The organism is Rhodococcus oryzae (assembly GCF_005049235.1).
Lineage (GTDB): Bacteria > Actinomycetota > Actinomycetes > Mycobacteriales > Mycobacteriaceae > Rhodococcus_G > Rhodococcus_G oryzae.
Genome location: NZ_SUMD01000004.1, coordinates 520,445 through 539,612 on the forward strand (window position 1 = coordinate 520,445; position 19,168 = coordinate 539,612).

Below are 19,168 nucleotides of genomic sequence, written 5' to 3' on the forward strand. Positions count from 1 at the left end.
ATTCCCAGAGAAGTGAGGCATTTCATGACTGAGCGCGTGCAGGTCGGTGGTCTTCAGGTCGCCAAGGTTCTCCACGATTTCGTGGGCACCGAGGCTCTCCCGGGTACCGGCGTAGACGCAGACGCGTTCTGGGCGGGTGCCGTCAAGGTCATCGAGGACCTCGCCCCGAAGAACAAGGCGCTGCTGGCCAAGCGCGACGACCTGCAGGCGCAGATCGATGCCTGGCACCGCGACCACTCCGGCCCGGCCTTCGACGCCGCCGAGTACAAGGCGTTCCTGCAGGAGATCGGCTACCTGCTGCCCACGCCCGCCCCGTTCAGCATCGAGACCCAGAACGTCGACGCGGAGATCGCGACGACCGCGGGCCCGCAGCTCGTGGTGCCGGTGCTCAACGCCCGGTTCGCGCTCAACGCCTCGAACGCCCGATGGGGCTCGCTGTACGACGCGCTCTACGGCACCGACGCCATCTCCGAGGCGGACGGCGCAGAGAAGGGCAAGAGCTACAACAAGGTCCGCGGCGACAAGGTGATCGCCTGGGCCCGTGAGTTCCTCGACGCCGCGGCGCCGCTCGCGGCGGGCAGCCACGCCGACTCCAAGCGCTACTGGATCGACGGCGCCGAGCTGAAGGTCGAACTGACCGACGGCACCGTCACCACGCTCGCGCAGCCGGAGAAGTACGTCGGCTACCTCGGCGAGAAGGACGCGCCCACCTCGGTCCTGCTGCGCAACAACGGACTGCACGCCGAGATCCAGATCGACGCGAGCTCCCCCATCGGCCAGACCGACGCGGCCGGGGTCAAGGACGTCGTCCTCGAGTCCGCGCTCACCACCATCATGGACTTCGAGGACTCGGTCGCGGCTGTCGACGCCGACGACAAGGTCGTCGGCTACCGCAACTGGCTGGGCCTGAACCGCGGCGACCTCGCCGAGGAGATCAGCAAGGGCGGCAAGTCCTTCACCCGCACACTCAACGACGACCGGACCTACACCGCGGCCGACGGCGGCGAGCTCACCCTGCACGGTCGTTCGCTGCTGTTCGTGCGCAACGTCGGGCACCTGATGACCAACCCCGCGATCCTCGACGCCGACGGCAACGAGGTCCCCGAGGGCATCCTCGACGCGCTCATCACCAGCCTCTGCGCGGTGCACGGCCTGACCATCAGCGAGGCCAACGGACCGCACAACAACAGCCGCACCGGCTCGGTCTACATCGTGAAGCCGAAGCAGCACGGCCCCGAAGAGGTCGCGTTCACCACCGAGCTGTTCGGTCGCGTCGAGCAGGTCCTCGGCCTGCCCGCGAACACGCTCAAGGTCGGCATCATGGACGAGGAGCGCCGCACCACGGTCAACCTGTCCGCGTGCATCAAGGAGGCCAGCGAGCGTGTGGTCTTCATCAACACCGGCTTCCTCGACCGCACCGGCGACGAGATCCACACCTCCATGGAGGCCGGCGCGATGGTGCGCAAGGCCGAGATGAAGAAGCAGAAGTGGATCGGCGCCTACGAGGACTGGAACGTCGACACCGGACTGGCCGCGGGCCTGCAGGGCAAGGCGCAGATCGGTAAGGGCATGTGGGCCATGACCGACCTGATGGCGGACATGCTCGAGCAGAAGATCGGTCACCCCCGCTCCGGCGCCAACACCGCGTGGGTCCCCTCGCCCACCGGCGCAACCCTGCACGCGACGCATTACCACCGCGTCGACGTGTTCGCCGTCCAGGACGAGCTCAAGGGCAAGCCGCGCGCGAGTGTGGACGACATCCTGACCATTCCGCTCGCCCCGAGCACCGACTGGTCGGACGCGGAGAAGAAGGAGGAGCTGGACAACAACTGCCAGTCCATCCTCGGCTACGTGGTCCGCTGGATCGACGCGGGCGTCGGGTGCTCCAAGGTGCCGGACATCCACGACGTCGCGCTCATGGAAGACCGTGCCACCCTGCGCATCTCGAGCCAGCTGCTGGCGAACTGGCTGCGCCACGGCATCGTCACCGAGGCGGACATCGTGGCCAGCCTCGAGCGGATGGCCCCGGTCGTCGACCGCCAGAACGAGGGTGACGCCACCTACGTTCCGATGGCGCCGGACTTCGACACCAACATCGCCTGGCAGGCCGCCAAGGAGCTGATCCTCGAGGGCGCGACGCAGCCGAGCGGTTACACCGAGCCGATCCTGCATCGCCGCCGGCGGGAGTACAAGGCCGCCAACGCCTGACAGGCAGCGACAGCACCGCGAAGCCGCCACCAGACCGATCCGGTCCGGTGGCGGCTTCGCCGCTTCCACGGCGCGGTCGTCCGTAGACTGCTGGGGTACCGATGAGGCGGACCTGCGTGCCGTCACCGATCGACGACAAGGCGGGCACACGTGGGGCAGCATCGCGGCGCAGAGGGCACGAGGGGTGTCAGCAGGGGCCCGGTGATCGCGGTGGGAGCAGTCATCGCTGTCGTGCTCGCCGTGGTCGGCTGGTTCCAGCTCAGGGACCGGATCTCGGACCAGGGCACCCAGGCGGCGCAGAGTTGCGTCGAGGGTCCCGCTGTCCTCGATGTGACCGCGGATCCCGACATCGCCCCGCAGATCCAGACCCTGGCAGACCGCTACGCCCAGACCGCCCCAGTCGTGCGCGACCACTGCATCACCGTCACCGTCACCCCCGCCACCTCGCAGACCGTGGTCGACGCGCTGGCGGCGAGCGCCGGGAAGGACTGGTCCGGGCCCGGACCGGCACCGGCGCTGTGGATTCCGCAGAGCACCCAGTCCGTCGCCCGACTCAGCGGGCAGACCGGACTGATCGACGGCCAGCCGAAGTCGCTCGCCACCTCGCCGGTGCTGCTGGCGGCCCCGGTCCCGCTGGCCCAGGCTCTCATCGCATCGAATGTCGGCTGGCAGGACCTCGCGCGCCTGCAGTCCGACCCGAACGGGCTGCCGGGGATCGGACTCCCCGGATGGGGCTCGCTGAAGCTGGCCCTGCCGACCGGTCCCGGCTCGGACCCCTCCACCCAGGCAGCCGAGGCCGTCGCCGCGGCGGTGTCGGGTGCGGGCGCCGGGCCGGTCACCGAGGCACAGGCCGCGTCCGCGCCGGTCGTCTCGGCACTCTCCTCGCTCGCGGTCGGCTCCGCGGCCGCGTTCCCGTCGGCTCCCGACAAGCCCGCCGCGACGGCGGATGCACTCTCGGCGCTCGGTGCACAGCAGGATCGACGGGCGGGCGCCCCGCACGCGGTGGCGGTCACCGAGCAGCAGCTCTACGCCGCCGAGCCGGGCGTGAACGCGCTCACCGCGTTCCTGCCGGCCGGGGCCACCCCGATGGCCGATCACCCCGGCGCGATCATCTCCGCCGGCTGGGTGGACGAGGCACGCAGCCGGGCGGCCGCGGAGTTCGTGGACTACCTCCGCCGTCCCGAACAGGCGACGGTGCTTCGCGACGCCGGTTTCCGGGTCGACGGCGGGTCCCCCTCGGCGGTGAGGGCGGTGCCCTTCGCACCGATCGACGCGCCACTGCAGCCTGCCACCGGGCCGGTGGTCGACACGCTGAGCCGAACGCTCTCCAATCCGGTGGTGCCCCGCAGATCGACCGTCCTGCTGGACGTCTCGGGTTCGATGAGCAACGTCGAGGGCGACGGGACGCGGCTGACGAACACGACAGCGGCACTGACCGAGCAGCTGAACCGGACACCCGACTCCACCGATCTCGGGCTGTGGATCTACTCGAAGAACCTCGACGGCGCCAAGGCATACAAGGTCGCCGTCCCGACGGGCTCGCTGACCGACACCGTCGGCACAGGAACGCGGAGGCAGGCGATCGACACCGCGCTCCACTCCCTGACCCCGGCGACGGCGACGTCCACCTACTCGGCGACCCTGGCCGCCTACGCGGATGCGGTGCGGGGATACGGCGCGGACCGCCCGAACTCGGTGCTGCTGATCACCGACGGCCCGAACGACGACACGTCGATCACGGCCCGGCAGCTGCTGGCGTCGATCCGGGAGACCACCGTGGACGGCAAGCCGGTCCGCATCGACGTCATCACGATCGGCGAGAACTCCGATGCCGACACCCTGCGTGCCCTCGCGGAGCAGACCGGGGGTTCGATGACCGCCGTCGGGTCCTCGCAGGGACCCGAGTTGCGTGCCGCGATCGGCCAGGCGCTCGGCTGACGCCGGACGAAGCCGACTACGGCGTCACGCCAACGTCAGAGGCACCAGTTGATCTCGGCGGAGCCGGGCAGCGGCACGACGAAGCAGAACTGCAACGAGCCTCCCCCGATGATGCGATCCTCGGCGGAGGCCGCCGGGGCGGCGAGGGCGGCGACTGACATCACGACGGCGGTTGCGGCGGCGGCTCTTGCGATGGTGGTGAACATTTGTCTGCACCTTCGGCTCGACAAGGGCGGCCGACGAGCCGCCCATACCAACCCCATCGTCCTCCGGGCGGGTCGCGGCACACAAGGACCCTTCGGCCTCCTCACGAGTGCGCGCGAACCGCCCGGAGTGCGATCAGCCGCTGAAGGCCTCGATCGGCGGGCACGAGCACACCAGGTTCCGGTCACCCGCCGCACCGTCGATCCGACGCACCGAGGGCCACACCTTTGCCCTGGCCTTGCCGAGCGGGAAGACCGCGAGCTCGCGCGAGTAGGGGTGGTCCCAGTCCGCCGCCAGGCAGCCCGCGGTGTGCGGCGCGCCGCGCAGCGGGTTGTCCTCCACCGGCCACTCGCCTGCGCCGACCCGGTCGATCTCGCCGCGGATGGCGATCATCGCGTCACAGAACTGGTCGATCTCGTCCAGGTTCTCGCTCTCGGTTGGCTCGACCATCAACGTGCCCGACACCGGGAAGCTCATCGTCGGCGCGTGGAAGCCGTAGTCCGCGAGACGCTTGGCGACGTCGTCGACCGTGACACCGGTTTCCTTGGTGAGCGGACGCAGGTCGAGGATGCACTCGTGCGCGACCATGCCGTTCTCACCGGTGTAGAGCACCGGGAAGTACTCGTCCAGGCGGCGTGCGATGTAGTTCGCCGATGCGATCGCCGTGAGCGAGGCGCGCCGCAGGCCGGTCGCGCCCATCATCCGGATGTACGCCCAGGTGATCGGCAGGATCGACGCGCTGCCGTACGGTGCGGCCGACACCGGGCCCGATCCGCCCAGTTCCGGCGCCATCGGGTGCCCGGGCAGGAACGGGGTCAGGTGTGAACGCACACCGATCGGGCCGACACCCGGACCGCCGCCGCCGTGCGGGATGCAGAAGGTCTTGTGCAGGTTCAGGTGGCTGACGTCACCGCCGAAGCGCCCGGGCCGGGCCAGGCCGACGAGCGCGTTCAGGTTCGCGCCGTCGACGTACACCTGTCCCCCGGCGTCGTGCACGGCCGCGCAGATGTCCGCGACCTCGTGCTCGTACACGCCGTGCGTGGACGGGTAGGTGATCATGATGGCCGCGAGCCGCTCGGCGTGGTCCGCGATCTTCGCCTTGAGGTCAGCCAGGTCGACGTCGCCGTTGGGACGGCAGGCGACCACCTCGACCCGCATGCCGACCATCACGGCGGAGGCCGCGTTGGTGCCGTGCGCGCTGGACGGGATCAGGCAGGTGTCGCGATGATCGTCGCCGCGGCTGAGGTGGTAGTTCCTGATGGCCAGCAGGCCGGCGTACTCACCCTGGCTGCCCGCGTTCGGCTGCAGGCTCACCGCGTCGTAGCCGGTGATCGCCGCCAGCCAGCCCTCCAGGTCGTGGATGATCTGCAGCATGCCCGGCGCGTCCGCCGTCGGCGCGAACGGATGCAGGCCCGAGAACGCCGGCCAGGTGATGGGCTCCATCTCCGCGGTGGCGTTGAGCTTCATCGTGCAGGATCCGAGCGGGATCATGCTCCGGTCGAGGGCGATGTCCTTGTCCGAGAGCATCCGCAGGTAGCGCAGCATCGCGGTCTCGGTGCGGTGCTTGGTGAACGCGGGGTGGGTCAGGTAGTCCGACGTGCGCACCATCTCGGCGGGCAGCGAGGACGACGACGCGTCCGCCGGGGTATAGGTCCCGACGCCGAAGGCGGCGAACACCGACTCGAGGTGGGCCTCCGTGGTCGCCTCGTCGCAGGCGACGCCGACGTGGTCGGCGTCGACGAGGCGCAGGTTGACGTTCCAGCCCTTCGCCGTCTCGACGATCTCCGCCGCCCGTCCCGGGACGCGGGCGAGCACGGTGTCGAAGAACGACTCGTGCACGATCTCGACGCCCTTCGACCGCAGGCCGGTCGCGAGGGCGACGGCGCGCCCGTTCACGCGCTGTGCGATCGCCTTGAGCCCGTCGGCACCGTGGTAGCTGGCGTACATGGCGGCGACGATGGCCAACAGCACCTGGGCGGTGCAGATGTTCGAGGTGGCCTTCTCCCGGCGGATGTGCTGCTCACGGGTCTGCAACGCGAGCCGGTACGCGGGATCACCGTCGGCGTCGGCGGACACGCCGACGAGGCGGCCCGGCAGCTGACGGGCGTGCTTGGTGTGTACCGCCAGGTACCCGGCGTGCGGTCCGCCGAAGCCCATCGGGACACCGAACCGCTGTGTGGTGCCGAAACAGGCGTCCGCCCCGAGCTCTCCGGGCGGGGTGAGCAGGGTCAGCGCCAGGAGGTCGGCGCCGATCGCGACCAGTCCGCCCCGCTCGTGGGCGGCCGCGATGAGGTCCGTGTAGTCGACGACGCGACCGGAGGCGCCGGGCAGCTGGGCGAGTACGCCGAAGAACTCGCCCTCGGGCAGGCCCTCGCTGAGATCGGCCTCCACCAGCTCGATGCCGAGTGGGATGGCGCGGGTCTCGATCACGGCCCTGGTCTGCGGGAACAGGTCGGTATCGATGACGAATCGCGGCGAACGGCTCTTGTTGGCCCGGCGCAGCAGCGTCATCGCCTCGGCTGCCGCGGTGCCCTCGTCGAGCATCGACGAATTGGCGACCTCCATGCCGGTGAGGTCGGAGACCATGGTCTGGAAGTTGAGCAGCGCCTCGAGCCTGCCCTGGCTGATCTCCGGCTGGTACGGCGTGTACGCGGTGTACCAGGCGGGATTCTCGAGCAGGTTCCGCACGAGCACGGGCGGGGTGAGGGTGTCGTAGTAGCCGAGACCGATCATCGAGGTCGCGACGGTGTTCCTGGCGGCAAGCGCGGAGAGCTCGGCCAGCGCCTCGTGCTCGGTGAGCGCGGCGGGAAGAGCGCTCAGGCCGTCGCTGATCCCGTCGGTCACGGTGTCGAGGATGCTGGCGGGAACGGCCTTCCCGGCCATCTCGTCGAGGCTACCGACACCGACGACGCTCAGAATCCGCTCGAGCTCGGCGGAGTCGGGGCCGATGTGGCGATCGACAAATGAACGAGTACTGGCGTCTGACAAGGCAACTCCCGCGGCTGAAGGATCGTAGGCGCATTCGGCTCGACCCTGTCGGGCCGGGCGGAACGTTCCTCCCCCTCTGTCGCCTGCTCGTCGCCGCGAGCGCCTGAGAGATTGAGGGCCGTTGAGTATGGCCCCTTTCCCCGTGGGCGGGTGGGTGCTCCCACCGCTTTCCAGAGACGTCGTAGCCCGCACGGTCCTCGGTGCCTGAGAGATTGACGGGGAGGTATTGCTCCTTCGGCGTCCGGATTGTGCTCCGGAACTCTCCCATGCGGCGGCGACGTACCCCGAATTCTAGGCTACGTTCGACCCCTTGTGCGCCCACGGACCCAGCCGCGGGGTGTGCCGCGCGCCACGTCGACCGCGTTGGCGCCGAATCGGGCTATCCGGCGCGGCTGGCCCGGTTCTTGCGACGCGACGCGAGCTCGTCCTCCGGGCTCAGTTCGCTCTCACCACCGTCCGCCCGCTCGGCCGGGAAGTCCGCGATCGTGCCGGTCAGCTCGCGCATCGCGCCACTGACCGCGATCCCGAATACGCCCTGACCGCCCTGCAGGAGGTCGACGACCTCTTCGGCGGAGGTGCACTCGTAGACGGTAGTGCCGTCGGAGAACAACGTGATCTTGGCCAGATCGCCCACGCCGCGCTGGCGAAGGTGGTCGACGGCGACCCGGATGTTCTGCAGCGAGATGCCGGTGTCCAGCAATCGCTTCACGATCTTGAGGACGAGGATGTCCTTGAACGAGTACAGCCGCTGACTGCCGGATCCTGCGGCCCCGCGGATCGACGGCACGACCAATGAGGTGCGCGCCCAGTAATCGAGCTGGCGGTAGGTGATGCCCGCGATCTGACACGCGCTCGGCACCCGGTAGCCCACCAAGTCGTCCGGCACCGAGTCATCGGGAAAGAGGCCCGGCTGAACATCCTCGACACCCTCGGACGGGGCGAGGCCGCGCTGAGGCTCTTGCGGATGATCTCCCACTGACTGCTCCCTCTCGCATGGAATTCCATACCGTGGATTCGACTCAGAGTACGCCTCGGGGTGAATCACATGGTGTGCGTTCGATGGATCAAAGCTATTGCGACGACTGACCAGGGTCAACGCAACACGCCGAAGTCTAAACCTCAACTTGAGGGTGAGACCGCATCGTTGCCCAGGCCACTATTTCGACGCCGTCTCTCGACAGCGGGATCACACTAACCGTCAGTTGCCTTGAAATCGTCCGGCGACACGGATTCGAGGAATTCTTTGAACTTCTCGACCTCGTCCTCGCGCTCATCGGGCATCACCAGCCCCGCCTCCGCCAGCACCGCTTCGTCCGCGTAGATCGGCACGCCCGCCCGCAGCGCGATGGCCACCGAATCGGACGGCCGAGCCGAGATCCTCAGGTCGTCGGCGAAGACCAGGTCGGCATAGAAGGTGCCCTCCTGCAGATCCACGATCCGGACCTCGCGCAGCGCGTTGCCGAGCGCCGTGATGAGCGTGATGATCAGGTCATGGGTGAGCGGCCGCGCCGGCTCCACGCCCTGTTGCTCCAGAGCGATCGCGGTGGCCTCGGTCTGGCCGATCCAGATCGGCAGGTACCGGTCCCCGTCGGCCTCACGCAGCAGCAATACCGGCTGATTCTGTGGCTGCTCGACACGAATCCCGATCACACGCATCTCGCTCATCGCGTCTGCCTCCCGTCTGATCGGCCTCACCGGCATCGACCGCACTCATCGCATGAAGCCGTACCCAAATTCTAAGCGAACCCGGCGACCCATTCGACTCTCGCCGAACAGGTGCAGGTCGTGACCACTCCGGCCGGGCGATCGTCAGCGGTCGAGGGCGCCGCGCACGGCCGCCTTGACCAGACAGGTGTGCAGAGTGAGCGACAGCGCGGCGAGTTCACGCACCATCTCCTCGGCGCGGTCACGCGCACCCGCGTCCCTGCCCTTCGCGACGGGACCGGCGATCTGGGCGACCAAACCGGCCTCCCGGTCGGCCGCGAGCTTGAACGCGCGCAGGTGCCGCACCTCGAGTCCGAACTCGGACATCGCCTTTGCCGCCCGCGCCAGGGTGACCGCGTCCTCGTCGAAGAAGCCCGCGACGCCCGGCACGATCAGCCCGCTGCGCAACAGTTCCGACAGGAATGCCTCGTCCGCGCCGGATCGCGCGATCAGGTCGGTACGGCTGATGCGGACCTCGCGATTGGCCCTGAACTCCTCGGGCGAGACCTCGCCGGGCGCGATGGCCAGGGCCCGCGGTCGTCGCGGGGCCGACTCCGTCGAGCCGACCACCGCGACGCCGCTGTCGATCGCCTCGAGCTGTTCCTTGATCACCTTCAACGGCAGGTACTGATCGCGCTGCGCGGTGAGCACGAACCGCAACCGCTCACAGTCGGCCAGCGAGAAGCGTCGGTAACCCGACGGTGTCCGCTCCGGACTGATCAGCCCCTCCGCCTCGAGGAATCGAATCTTCGAGATGGTGATGTCGGGGAAATCGGGACGTAGCCGATCCAGGACGGAGCCGATCGACATCCCGCCGTCGGTCCGCTGCCCGACCGCCGTCATCAGCTACCCGCACCCGCAGCGGAACTACCGGCGCCGCGGGGGCCGGTGAGGTACACGAGACGGAACTTTCCGATCTGCACCTCGTCACCATTGACGAGGGTGGCCGAGTCCACCGGCTCACGGTTGACGTAGGTGCCGTTGAGGCTTCCGACGTCGACCACCTGGAACTCGTTCTGATCCTGGCGGAACTCGGCGTGCCGACGGCTGACCGTGACGTCGTCGAGGAAGATGTCGCTGTCCGGGTGGCGGCCCGCCGAGGTGGTTGGCTGGTCGAGCAGGAATCGGGAGCCCGCGTTCGGGCCACGCTTGACGACGAGGAGCGCCGAACCGGCGGGCAGGCCCTCCACTCCGGAAACCTGCTCAGCGGCCTGCGGAGCAGCGGTCGTGCTGTCCAACTCGTTGAGGAAATCCGCCCGGAAAACCGACGTTGTCTCAGCCGGCGATTCTCCAAAAACCGCGTCGCTGTCGTTCTCGCTCACCGTTTCTCCTCCTGAAGTCCGATCGGTCCGGGAACCTTCCCGGACAAATCTTCTCGACACAATCACATTCCGATACGGACCTACGCCCCGACAGGCGGATGCGCTCCCTATCGACCGTACCCTGCGAATGCCTCTCACGTGGGCACTCGCAGGCCGATCCACGCGTGTCCTAGCCGCCCGCGATGGCCTGGTAGCCCGGCGCGTCCAGCATCTCGCCCAGCGCGGCGTCCAGCGTGGCCTCATCGGCCACCTCGAGATCGACCAGCCAGCCGTTTCCGTACGGCTCAGAGTTGACCAGCTCGGGGCTGGACTCCAAATCCGCGTTGGCCACAATGACTTTCGCGTTCAACGGAGCGTAGATGTCCGACACGCTCTTCGTCGACTCGACCTCACCGAGCGACTCGCCCGCGACCACGGCCTCGTCGACCGCGGGCAGCTGGACGAAGACGACGTCACCGAGCTGTGACTGCGCGAAATCGGTGATCCCGATCCGCACGGTCGTCGGCCCGGTCCGCTGCACCCATTCGTGCTCCGCGGTGTAGCGCAATTCGGCCGGGATGTTGGTTTCGCTCAAGGTGAGAAGTCCTTTCGATCGCACCGGCCCGCGAGAATACCGCGCGGTACCGGATTCAGTTTCCTGGCTGAGCGTATTGACGAGGCTTCGTCTCCCGCAAGGCGGTGATCGTGACCTGCTGAGATTGCTCGACGGCCAGCCGTCCACCGCTGCGGGCAACGGTGTCGATCACCCCGCCTGGAATGTTCAGAGCGGCCGCCAGGGTCGGCGGGTCGCCGATCGCGAGCACCTCGTACGGCGCCTCCAGGTCGGTGCCGTCGACCTTGATCTGACCAGCGGAACCGGTGACCCAGGAATCGACGCCGATCCGGACCGGCTCACCCCCCTCACCACGGATGGAGATCGCCTCGGCGCCCGCCGCCCGCAACTCCTGGATGAGATCCAAGATCACCTCGGAGCCGACGTTCGTGCCCGGGTCCGTGACCGTCAGCACCACCCCGGGGCCGGCCGCGGGCACGGCTCCCACCTGGATCGACAGCGCGGTCAGGCGCGCCCTGGCCTCGTCCAACGCGGCCTGAGAGCCGCCGCCGCTGCGCTGGAGCGTGGCGAGGGTCTCCTCGAGTCCGGCGATCTCCTGCCGCAACGAGGCCTCTCGCTGGCCGAGGTTGTCGAGGAGCACCAGCAGGTCCGCCGGGCGCGCCGAGTCCAGGGTGTCGCCCGATCCGGTGTTGCGCACCTGGGTGGCGATGGCGACCCCGAGCGCGGCCAGCAGCAACACGGCCAACAGCCCGAAGACGACCCTGGAGCGACGCGCCGAGGCGGACAGCTCGGTATGCCATTCGTGCTTGCCCTCATGCCCGTTCACGGGTGATCACGCCCCGAACAGCCGGCGCCGCAGCGCGGCAGCGTTGCCGAAGATCCGGATGCCCAGCACCACCACGATCGCGGTCGAGAGCTGCGTGCCCACCCCCAACTGGTCACCGAGCCACACGATCAGCGCCGCGACGAGCACGTTGAACACGAAGGACACGACGAAGACCTTGGCGTCGAAGATCTCGTCCAGGTAGGCGCGCAGCCCTCCGAACACGGCGTCCAGCGCCGCGACAACGGCGATCGGCAGATACGGCTGTATCGCATCCGGGACCTGCGGACGGAACACGACGCCCGCGACGATCCCCGCGATGAGCGCGAGCACCCCGTAGACGGCGTATCCGTTCTTGACTGCCTTGACCGGCTTCACTGGCCACCCACCTCGTGTGCGGTTCTGATCTCCCTGGCATTCGCGGCCGGGAGGCTGACATCTTCTTCTTCGGCGACGGTGAAGCCGACCCCGTACAGCTGCGCGACGCCCGACATCCGCAGGTACGCGTCGCTCACCACGAATCCGGTCTGCAACCTGTCCGCGGGCCCGATCGCCGAGATCGCGTACGGCGAGAACACCGGCTGATTGTCGACGAGCATCGCCCCGCCCGCCTGGCGGATGGTGGCCGAGGGGCCGATGCGGACCCCTCCGACCGCGACCGCCTCGGCTCCGCTCGACCACAACGCGTTCACCACCGACTGGATGTCCCGGTCGAGGACCACCGCTTTGGCGGGGCCTGCGCCGGGCCTGCCCCGGTCGGACAGGTCCGGACGGGCGGCCGGGTCGGTCAGCGTGACGGTGAGCCCCGCGCCGTGCACCGCGTCCAACCCGGCGGCCTGCTCCATCGTGGCCAGCCGGGCCAGTACGTCGGAACCCTCGGCGTCGCCCGCCAGCACCCTGGAGCGCAGCGCCTCGGTCTGCGCCGCCAACTCGTCCCTGGTGCCTGCGAGGCCGCCACCGCGTTCCTCCGCGGCGTGGACCTTGCCCAGGATCTCGCTGCGTACCTGGTCGGTGCCGGGCTCCCGGTCGTCCGCCTGTGCGAAGGCGATCCCGAAGACCAGTCCGAGGACGATGCCCCCGGCCACGAGCCAGCTCCCCGAATGCAGCGGGCGGTGCAGGGAATGCCCCCTCGCCCGGTCTTCTGCCGCCGCGGCGTAGCCGGGATCGAGATGGTCGTTCATCAGGGACCGGAGCAGCGAGGGCACCGGATTGCGGCGGACCTCGCCGTCGGTCACCGCGCCCGGTCCGTTCGCGGGACTTCCCGCGCGATGTTCCGCGCGGCGAGCAGGTACAGGATCGCGGTCCAGACATAGAGCCCGGTCCCCCACACCAGGAGTGCATACCCCCAGGCCCGGGCGATCGGCGCAATCGCCCAGTCGCCCTGCGCGGCGAGTACCAGCGGCAGCGCGAACATCAGCGCGAAGGTCGCGGCCTTGCCGAGGTAGAGCACCGCGGGCGGCGGCAGACCACGCCTGCGGTAGATCGGCAGGGTGAGCGCGAGGATCACGTCCCGACCGATCAGCACCGCGGCCACCCACCACGGGATCATCCCGCGGATCGCGAACGCGACCAGGGTGGAGACCACGTACAACCGGTCCACCAGCGGGTCCAGCAGCGCGCCCAGCCGCGAGCTCTGGTTCAGCAGGCGCGCGAGCTTGCCGTCGGCCCAGTCGGTGAACCCGCTGAGCATCAGGATCGCGAGCGCCCACCCGTCGGCGTGCGGGCCGAGCAGCAGATAGACGAACAGCGGGACACCGATGAGCCGGACCACGCTGAGAAGATTCGGCACGGTGACGATCCGGTCGGACATGATCGGCGCGGTCGCGACGTCCGCCACCTCGCGTGGCTGGTCTCCGCTGCCCATTCGTCCCCCGTGTCCCTCGTCCGCCAACTGCCTCGAACAGCTTTTCACATGGCGGACGGGGGTGCCGGGACGCGGGCGACCGTATCGGCGGTCAGGCTGCCCAGGTAGAGCCAGCCATCGGCCTCGCGGACACCGGTGATCGGCGCGTAACTGCCCGCGCCACCCTGCAGGCTGTGCACGACGGCACCCGAGGCGTCGAGCCCGAGCACCCAGCCACGCTGGTCCGGTTCGGGCTGCGCCCACTGCGGCAGGTTCGCGGCGACCACCCTGAGTGCCGGGTGCGGGGCCAACAGGTCCAGCAGGCGCATCCGGGGGCTGTACAGCGCCACCCAGAAGACCCCGTCGGGCGTCTGTGAGGTCAAGTTGTCGGGGAGGCCGGGCAGGTTCTCGGCCCAGATCGACACCCGTCCCGTGTCGGGGCCCGCGAGCTCGACCCGGCGGATCTGATAGGCCCCGGTCTCGGCGACCACCACGAAGGACTCGTCCGCGGCCAGTCCGACCCCGTTGGCGAACTGCAGCCCGTCCGCCAGCAGGTCGGTCTCCCCTGTCGCCGGGTCGAACCGGATCAGCCTGCCGGTGCCGCCGTGCTCGAGCACGTCGGTGCGATGCTCGGCCACGGAGAACTTCGCCGAGGAGTCGGTGAAGTAGATGGTGCCGTCCCGCCCGACGGCGGAGTTGTTGCACGCCACCAGCGGTCGCCCGAGCGCGGTGTCGGTGAGGGTCTCGATCCGACCGGCCTCGTCGACGCGTAGCACCCCGCGCTCGCAGTCGCAGATCAGGTACCTGCCGTCGTCGAGGATCTCGACACCGAGGGGTCGGCCGCCGGTGTCGGCGATCAGGGAAGCGCGGCCGGATGCGTCGAAACGCCAGACCTTGCCGTCATCGGTGCCGGTGACCAGCCGCCCCTGGTGATCGACCGCGACGTCCTCGGGTCCCTTGCTCCCCGGCATCGCCCAGCGCTCCGCACCGTCGAGCTCGACGCTGGGGGCGAACGGACCCGTGAGCGGAGGCGGGGTCGGCGGGTGCCAAGCCACGGGATCGATTCCGGTCCGGTCGAAGCTGCGCAGGGCCGAGAGCAGGATTCCCATGGCGGCCACGGTAGACGGTCACCCGGTACGCCCGCAGTGGCTTCCGGCGGCTTCTCCGGCGCGGGAAGACCTATCGGGAGGCGAAGTCCGGCTGACCGAGATCGTCGACCCGCGTCGGCCGCCCGTGCAGCACCACCTCACGGAACTGGTAGATGATCGCCGCGGTCGGCGCGAAGATCCGCGCGCCTCGGAACGGCCACTCGATCAGCGGCGCCGCGGCCCCCTCGAGAGAAAGGAACTGCGGTTCGTGATCGAGCTCGGCCAGGCTGACCTGGAAGACGTACTCCACCTCGTCGGCGTTCGGCCGAATCGGCTCGTCGAGCTCGCCCACCCAGATCACCACCGGGGTGATGACGTATCCCGACCTGGTCACGAGATCGTCGAGATGGCCGAGTACGGCCGTCGGCGGTGCCTGCACGCCGAGTTCCTCCGCCAACTCGCGTAGTGCCGCGTCCCCCGGCGACTCCCCCGGGTCGATGCCACCGCCGGGCAGCGCGAACTGGCCGGGATGCGCTCGCATGGTGCTGGGCCGAACGGTGAGCAGCAGCGAGGGCACCCCATCGGTGGTCACCACAGCCAGCGCGACCGCCGCGCAGCGATGCCCGGCGCGTTCGGCGGTGCGCGCCTCGAACGACGCGAGCGCTGCGGCGCAGGTGTCACGAGTGAGGATCGGCTCCCGGTCTGCGTCCATCCGTCGACCCTAGCCCGCCACGAGAACGAGAAAGGCGGCCCCGGATTACTCCGGAGCCGCCTTCTTCTGTCGGGCTGACAGGATTTGAACCTGCGACCACTTGACCCCCAGTCAAGTGCGCTACCAAGCTGCGCCACAGCCCGTCCACTCCCTTGCGGGCGCTCGATGAGATTACATCAGTGACAGTCGACTGAGCGAATCGGCTGCTCGTGGCCGGTTTCCTCCCTCGGAGTGCACCCCACGAACGACACTGGCAAGCCCCCGGTTTCGGGGACTTGCCAGTGTTCGGTTCGGTCTCGGCAGGCGTCAGCGCTTGCCGCGATCGCGCTTTTCGCGCACGCGCACCGAGATGCGCACCGGGCTGCCGTCGAAGTTGAACTCCTCACGCAGCCGGCGCTCGAGGAACCGGCGGTAGCCGGCCTCAAGGAAGCCGGTGGTGAAGAGCACGAACGTCGGCGGACGGGTGCCTGCCTGGGTGGCGAACATGATCCTGGGCAGGCGACCACCGCGCATCGGCGGCGGCGTCGCGGCCACGATCTCCTTGAGCCAGGTGTTCAACCGGCCCGTCGGGATCCGCTTGTCCCAGGAATCGAGCGCGGTCTCCAGCGCGGGAACGAGCTTCTGCACGGCCCGTCCGGTGTGCGCGGAGATGTTCACCCGCTGCGCCCACGGCACCCGGACCAACTCGCGGTCGATCTCCTTCTCGAGCATGTACCGACGGTCCTCGTCGACGAGGTCCCACTTGTTGAACGCCAGCACCAGCGCCCGGCCTGCGTCGGCCACCATGCTCAGCACCCGCAGGTCCTGCTCGGTGATCGGCTGCGACGCGTCGATTAGCAGGATCGACACCTCCGAGGCCTCGATCGCACCCTTGGTGCGCAGTGACGCGTAGAACTCGTGGCCGCTCGCGTGGCTGACCTTCTTGCGCAGGCCCGCGGTGTCCACGAAGCGCCACACCTTGCCGCCGAGCTCGACCAGCGAGTCCACCGGGTCGACGGTGGTGCCCGCGACGTCGTGCACGACGGACCGCTCGGAGCCGGAGAGCTTGTTGATCAGGCTGGACTTGCCGACGTTCGGCTTACCGACCAGCGACACGCGCCGCGGTCCCTGGCCGCCGGTGCCCTCCCGAGGCGTCTCCGGCAGTGCCTTGAGGACCTCGTCGAGCAGGTCGCCCGTGCCGCGGCCGTGGATCGAGCTCACCGAGTAGGGCTGGCCGAGACCGAGCGACCACAGCGCCGCGACCTCGGACTCGGTCCGCTCGTCGTCGACCTTGTTGGCCACCAACAGGACCGGCGTCTTCGAGCGCCGCAGCACCTTGGCCACGGCCTCATCCGTCGTGGTTGCGCCGACGACCGCGTCCACCACGAGCACGATCGCGTCGGCGGTCTGCATCGCGAGCTCCGCCTGCCGGGCCACGGACTGCTGCAGCCCCTTGGCGTCGGGCTCCCAGCCGCCGGTGTCCTGCACCATGAATCGGCGTCCGGCCCAGTTCGCCTCGTAGGAGACGCGGTCCCGGGTGACCCCGGGAATGTCCTGCACGACGGCCTCGCGGCGGCCGATGATGCGGTTCACGAGCGTGGACTTGCCGACGTTCGGACGACCCACGATGGCAAGGGTCGGGACGGCGACGTGGCCCTCGCCCTCCTCGCCGTCCTCGAAATCGACTAGCTCCCAGTCGGATTCCTCACTCCAGGTGCCGTCGCCTGCGATCGGGCCGCCGATGTCAAAGCTGTCGGTCACTGCACTGCTCCAGTTCTGTCACGTACCACCAGCAGCAACCTGCCGATCACGTCATCGATTCCGAGTTCGCTGGTGTCCACGATCACCGAGTCATCGGCGGGCCGGAGCGGGGACACCGCTCGGGTGGAGTCCAGATGATCGCGGCGCTCGACGTCGGCGAGCACCGCCCTGTAGTCATCGCCACGACCCTCGGCGATGTTCTGCGTGTTCCGACGCTGCGCCCGTGCCGCGGCGGAGGCGGTCAGGTACACCTTCACGTCCGCATCGGGCATCACGACGGTGCCGATGTCGCGGCCCTCGACCACGATCCGTTCCGTGCGCGCGATGAACTCACGCTGCTTGTCGACCAGGATCGTCCGCACCTCGGGCACCGCCGAGACCGCGGACACGGCCTGGGTGACCGCGCCGCCGCGGATCTCGTCGGTGACGTCCTCACCGGCGAGCAGCACCCGGTCCGAGGCCGGATCGGTGCCGATGGTCAGCTCGAGCGCCTTCGTGGCCGCGGCCACCGCAGCCGGGTCGCTCGGGTCGACCCCGGAGCGAAGCACGTGCAGCGTCGCGATCCGGTACATGGCACCGGTGTCGAGGTACTGCGCGGCGAGTCCGGTCGCGAGCCGCCTGGCGACAGTCGACTTCCCGGTACCCGACGGCCCGTCCATGGCCACCACGAGGCGCCCTGGCTCGTTCACGTCCCCCGTCGCTTCGCTCACAGTCCGACCGCCTTGTACAGCGCGCCGACCTCGCCGGGCCCGATGACCCGAAGGGTGCCGGGCCGCTGCTCGCCGAGCGTGACCGGACCGATGTCGGTGCGCACCAGCCGGACCACCGGATGGCCGACAGCCTCGAGCAGCCGACGCACGATGTGCTTGCGGCCCTCGTGCAGCACGACCTTGACCAGGGACTTGCCCTGATTGACGTCGAGCAGGGCGAACGAGTCGACCTTCGCCGGGCCGTCCTCGAGCTCGACTCCGGCCTTGAGCGTCTTGCCGAGGTTGCGATCGACCACACCGGACACGGTCGCGAGGTAGGTCTTGGACACCTCGAACGAGGGGTGCATCAGCCGGTGCGCGAGGTCTCCGTCGTTGGTCAGCAGCAACAGGCCCTCGGTGTCCGCGTCGAGCCTGCCGACGTGGAACAGTCGCTGCCCTGCGGAGACCCGCTCGGAGACGATGTCGCCGACGCAGGGCCTGCCCAGGTCATCGGACATCGTCGACTGCCAGCCGCGCGGCTTGTTCAGCGCGATGTGGACCAGGTCCTTCTTCACGACGACGCGAATGCCGTCGACCCGGACCACGGCGTTCTCGGGGTCCACCCGCAGGCCCTGCTCGACGACGATGCGGCCGTCGACCTCGACGCGTCCCTGCTCGATCAGCTCCTCTGCGGCGCGGCGCGAGGCGACGCCCGCCTGGGCGAGCACCTTCTGCAGCCGCATGCCCTCGCCTGCGGGCAGCTTCGCGGGACCCGAGCCCTCCGTGTACTGGTGGCGGGCCGGCTTGGCGTTGCTGATGGTCGGCGCGACGGACTGCACGCGCTGCGGCTTGGCCGCCTTGGGCTTGCCACGCTTGGACAGGTCCGGCCGCTGCACGCCGCCGCGGGGGTAGCCGCCGCTGCGAGGTGCCGCGCCGCGCTCGGTGCGATCCTGGCCGCCACGCGGTGCGCCGCTGCGAGGTGCCGCGCCGCGCTCGGTGCGATCCTGGCCGCCACGCGGTGCGCCGCTGCGAGGTGCCGCGCCGCGCTCGGTGCGATCCTGGCCGCCACGCGGTGCGCCGCCACGCTGGGAGCGATCCTGCGAGCCGCGGGATTCGCCGCTCCTTGGGGCCGCGCCACGCTCGGGGCGGCCGTAGGAGGCGCGAGGGGCGGCGCCGCGCTCGGGGCGATCGTAGGAGCCGCGGGATTCGCCACCACGGGCGGAATCGCGGGGTGCCGAGCCTCTCGACCCCGACCCCTTCTGGGGCGAGTCCTTGCGGCTCGAGCTCTTGTGGGCGGGATTGCTCCTGCCCCGGTCCGGTGTGCCATCACGGCGAGCGGAATTGTTCACTTGGGTG

General features: G+C 69.4%; 18 protein-coding genes, 1 tRNA gene and 1 riboswitch. Of the genes, 2 read left to right on the top strand and 17 right to left on the bottom strand.

What is annotated here, in order from left to right:
• The first annotated feature begins 24 nt into the window (after nucleotides 1-24).
• A complete protein-coding gene (locus FCG67_RS11305) occupies nucleotides 25-2,208 on the top strand; it encodes a malate synthase G (protein WP_136909805.1) in 2,184 nt (727 codons plus the stop codon).
• A gap of 150 nt (nucleotides 2,209-2,358) precedes the next feature.
• The gene (locus FCG67_RS11310; protein WP_136909807.1) at nucleotides 2,359-4,146 is read left to right on the top strand and encodes a substrate-binding domain-containing protein; all 1,788 of its coding nucleotides are present in this window, start codon (nucleotides 2,359-2,361) and stop codon (nucleotides 4,144-4,146) included.
• 35 nt (nucleotides 4,147-4,181) lie between these two features.
• Here the strand turns inward: FCG67_RS11310 and FCG67_RS24950 are convergent, their stop codons facing one another.
• The 17 genes from FCG67_RS24950 to FCG67_RS11390 form a co-directional block, all read right to left on the bottom strand.
• Nucleotides 4,182-4,352, bottom strand: coding sequence for a hypothetical protein (locus FCG67_RS24950; protein ID WP_169310496.1), 171 nt, complete (start codon nucleotides 4,350-4,352; stop codon nucleotides 4,182-4,184).
• Nucleotides 4,353-4,485: 133 nt separating this feature from the next.
• On the bottom strand, nucleotides 4,486-7,338 hold the full coding sequence (gene gcvP, locus FCG67_RS11315; RefSeq protein WP_136909809.1) for an aminomethyl-transferring glycine dehydrogenase: 2,853 nt from the start codon (nucleotides 7,336-7,338) through the stop codon (nucleotides 4,486-4,488).
• Between the two features lie 181 nt (nucleotides 7,339-7,519).
• A riboswitch (glycine riboswitch) is annotated at nucleotides 7,520-7,615 on the bottom strand.
• 102 nt (nucleotides 7,616-7,717) lie between these two features.
• Nucleotides 7,718-8,314 (bottom strand): MerR family transcriptional regulator, encoded by a 597-nt coding sequence (locus FCG67_RS11320; RefSeq protein ID WP_077041768.1) that lies wholly within the window; start codon nucleotides 8,312-8,314, stop codon nucleotides 7,718-7,720.
• A gap of 215 nt (nucleotides 8,315-8,529) precedes the next feature.
• On the bottom strand, nucleotides 8,530-9,003 hold the full coding sequence (locus FCG67_RS11325; RefSeq protein WP_077041769.1) for a bifunctional nuclease family protein: 474 nt from the start codon (nucleotides 9,001-9,003) through the stop codon (nucleotides 8,530-8,532).
• 144 nt (nucleotides 9,004-9,147) lie between these two features.
• Nucleotides 9,148-9,885: a transcriptional regulator FtsR gene (ftsR, locus tag FCG67_RS11330; protein ID WP_136909811.1), complete on the bottom strand. Its 738-nt coding sequence runs from the start codon at nucleotides 9,883-9,885 to the stop codon at nucleotides 9,148-9,150.
• A complete protein-coding gene (garA, locus tag FCG67_RS11335) occupies nucleotides 9,885-10,364 on the bottom strand; it encodes a glycogen accumulation regulator GarA (protein WP_072749715.1) in 480 nt (159 codons plus the stop codon). Before garA ends, ftsR begins: the two co-directional genes overlap by 1 nt.
• A 169-nt stretch (nucleotides 10,365-10,533) precedes the next feature.
• A complete protein-coding gene (gcvH, locus tag FCG67_RS11340) occupies nucleotides 10,534-10,938 on the bottom strand; it encodes a glycine cleavage system protein GcvH (RefSeq protein WP_077041771.1) in 405 nt (134 codons plus the stop codon).
• 55 nt (nucleotides 10,939-10,993) lie between these two features.
• Nucleotides 10,994-11,743 carry a DUF881 domain-containing protein gene (locus tag FCG67_RS11345; protein ID WP_136909813.1) on the bottom strand — a complete coding sequence of 250 codons (750 nt, stop codon included), beginning with the start codon at nucleotides 11,741-11,743 and terminating at the stop codon, nucleotides 10,994-10,996.
• Nucleotides 11,744-11,749: 6 nt separating this feature from the next.
• Entirely contained in the window at nucleotides 11,750-12,118 is a 369-nt protein-coding gene (locus FCG67_RS11350; RefSeq protein WP_072749712.1) for a small basic family protein, read from the bottom strand.
• Entirely contained in the window at nucleotides 12,115-12,921 is an 807-nt protein-coding gene (locus tag FCG67_RS11355) for a DUF881 domain-containing protein (RefSeq protein ID WP_136909952.1), read from the bottom strand. The genes FCG67_RS11350 and FCG67_RS11355 overlap by 4 nt, the downstream gene beginning before the upstream one ends.
• 50 nt (nucleotides 12,922-12,971) lie before the next feature.
• Nucleotides 12,972-13,604: a cardiolipin synthase ClsA gene (gene clsA / locus FCG67_RS11360; RefSeq protein WP_136909815.1), complete on the bottom strand. Its 633-nt coding sequence runs from the start codon at nucleotides 13,602-13,604 to the stop codon at nucleotides 12,972-12,974.
• Between the two features lie 44 nt (nucleotides 13,605-13,648).
• Complete coding sequence (locus FCG67_RS11365) at nucleotides 13,649-14,692, bottom strand: SMP-30/gluconolactonase/LRE family protein (protein WP_136909817.1); 1,044 nt, start codon at nucleotides 14,690-14,692, stop codon at nucleotides 13,649-13,651.
• Between the two features lie 70 nt (nucleotides 14,693-14,762).
• Complete coding sequence (locus tag FCG67_RS11370; protein WP_136909819.1) at nucleotides 14,763-15,383, bottom strand: NUDIX hydrolase; 621 nt, start codon at nucleotides 15,381-15,383, stop codon at nucleotides 14,763-14,765.
• Between the two features lie 69 nt (nucleotides 15,384-15,452).
• Nucleotides 15,453-15,526 (bottom strand) — tRNA-Pro (locus FCG67_RS11375).
• Nucleotides 15,527-15,689: 163 nt separating this feature from the next.
• Nucleotides 15,690-17,123: a ribosome biogenesis GTPase Der gene (gene der, locus FCG67_RS11380; protein ID WP_077041775.1), complete on the bottom strand. Its 1,434-nt coding sequence runs from the start codon at nucleotides 17,121-17,123 to the stop codon at nucleotides 15,690-15,692.
• Nucleotides 17,120-17,782, bottom strand: coding sequence for a (d)CMP kinase (cmk, locus tag FCG67_RS11385; protein ID WP_136909953.1), 663 nt, complete (start codon nucleotides 17,780-17,782; stop codon nucleotides 17,120-17,122). The genes der and cmk overlap by 4 nt, the downstream gene beginning before the upstream one ends.
• A 47-nt stretch (nucleotides 17,783-17,829) precedes the next feature.
• Nucleotides 17,830-19,161, bottom strand: coding sequence for a pseudouridine synthase (locus tag FCG67_RS11390; protein WP_136909821.1), 1,332 nt, complete (start codon nucleotides 19,159-19,161; stop codon nucleotides 17,830-17,832).
• Nucleotides 19,162-19,168 lie beyond the last annotated feature (7 nt).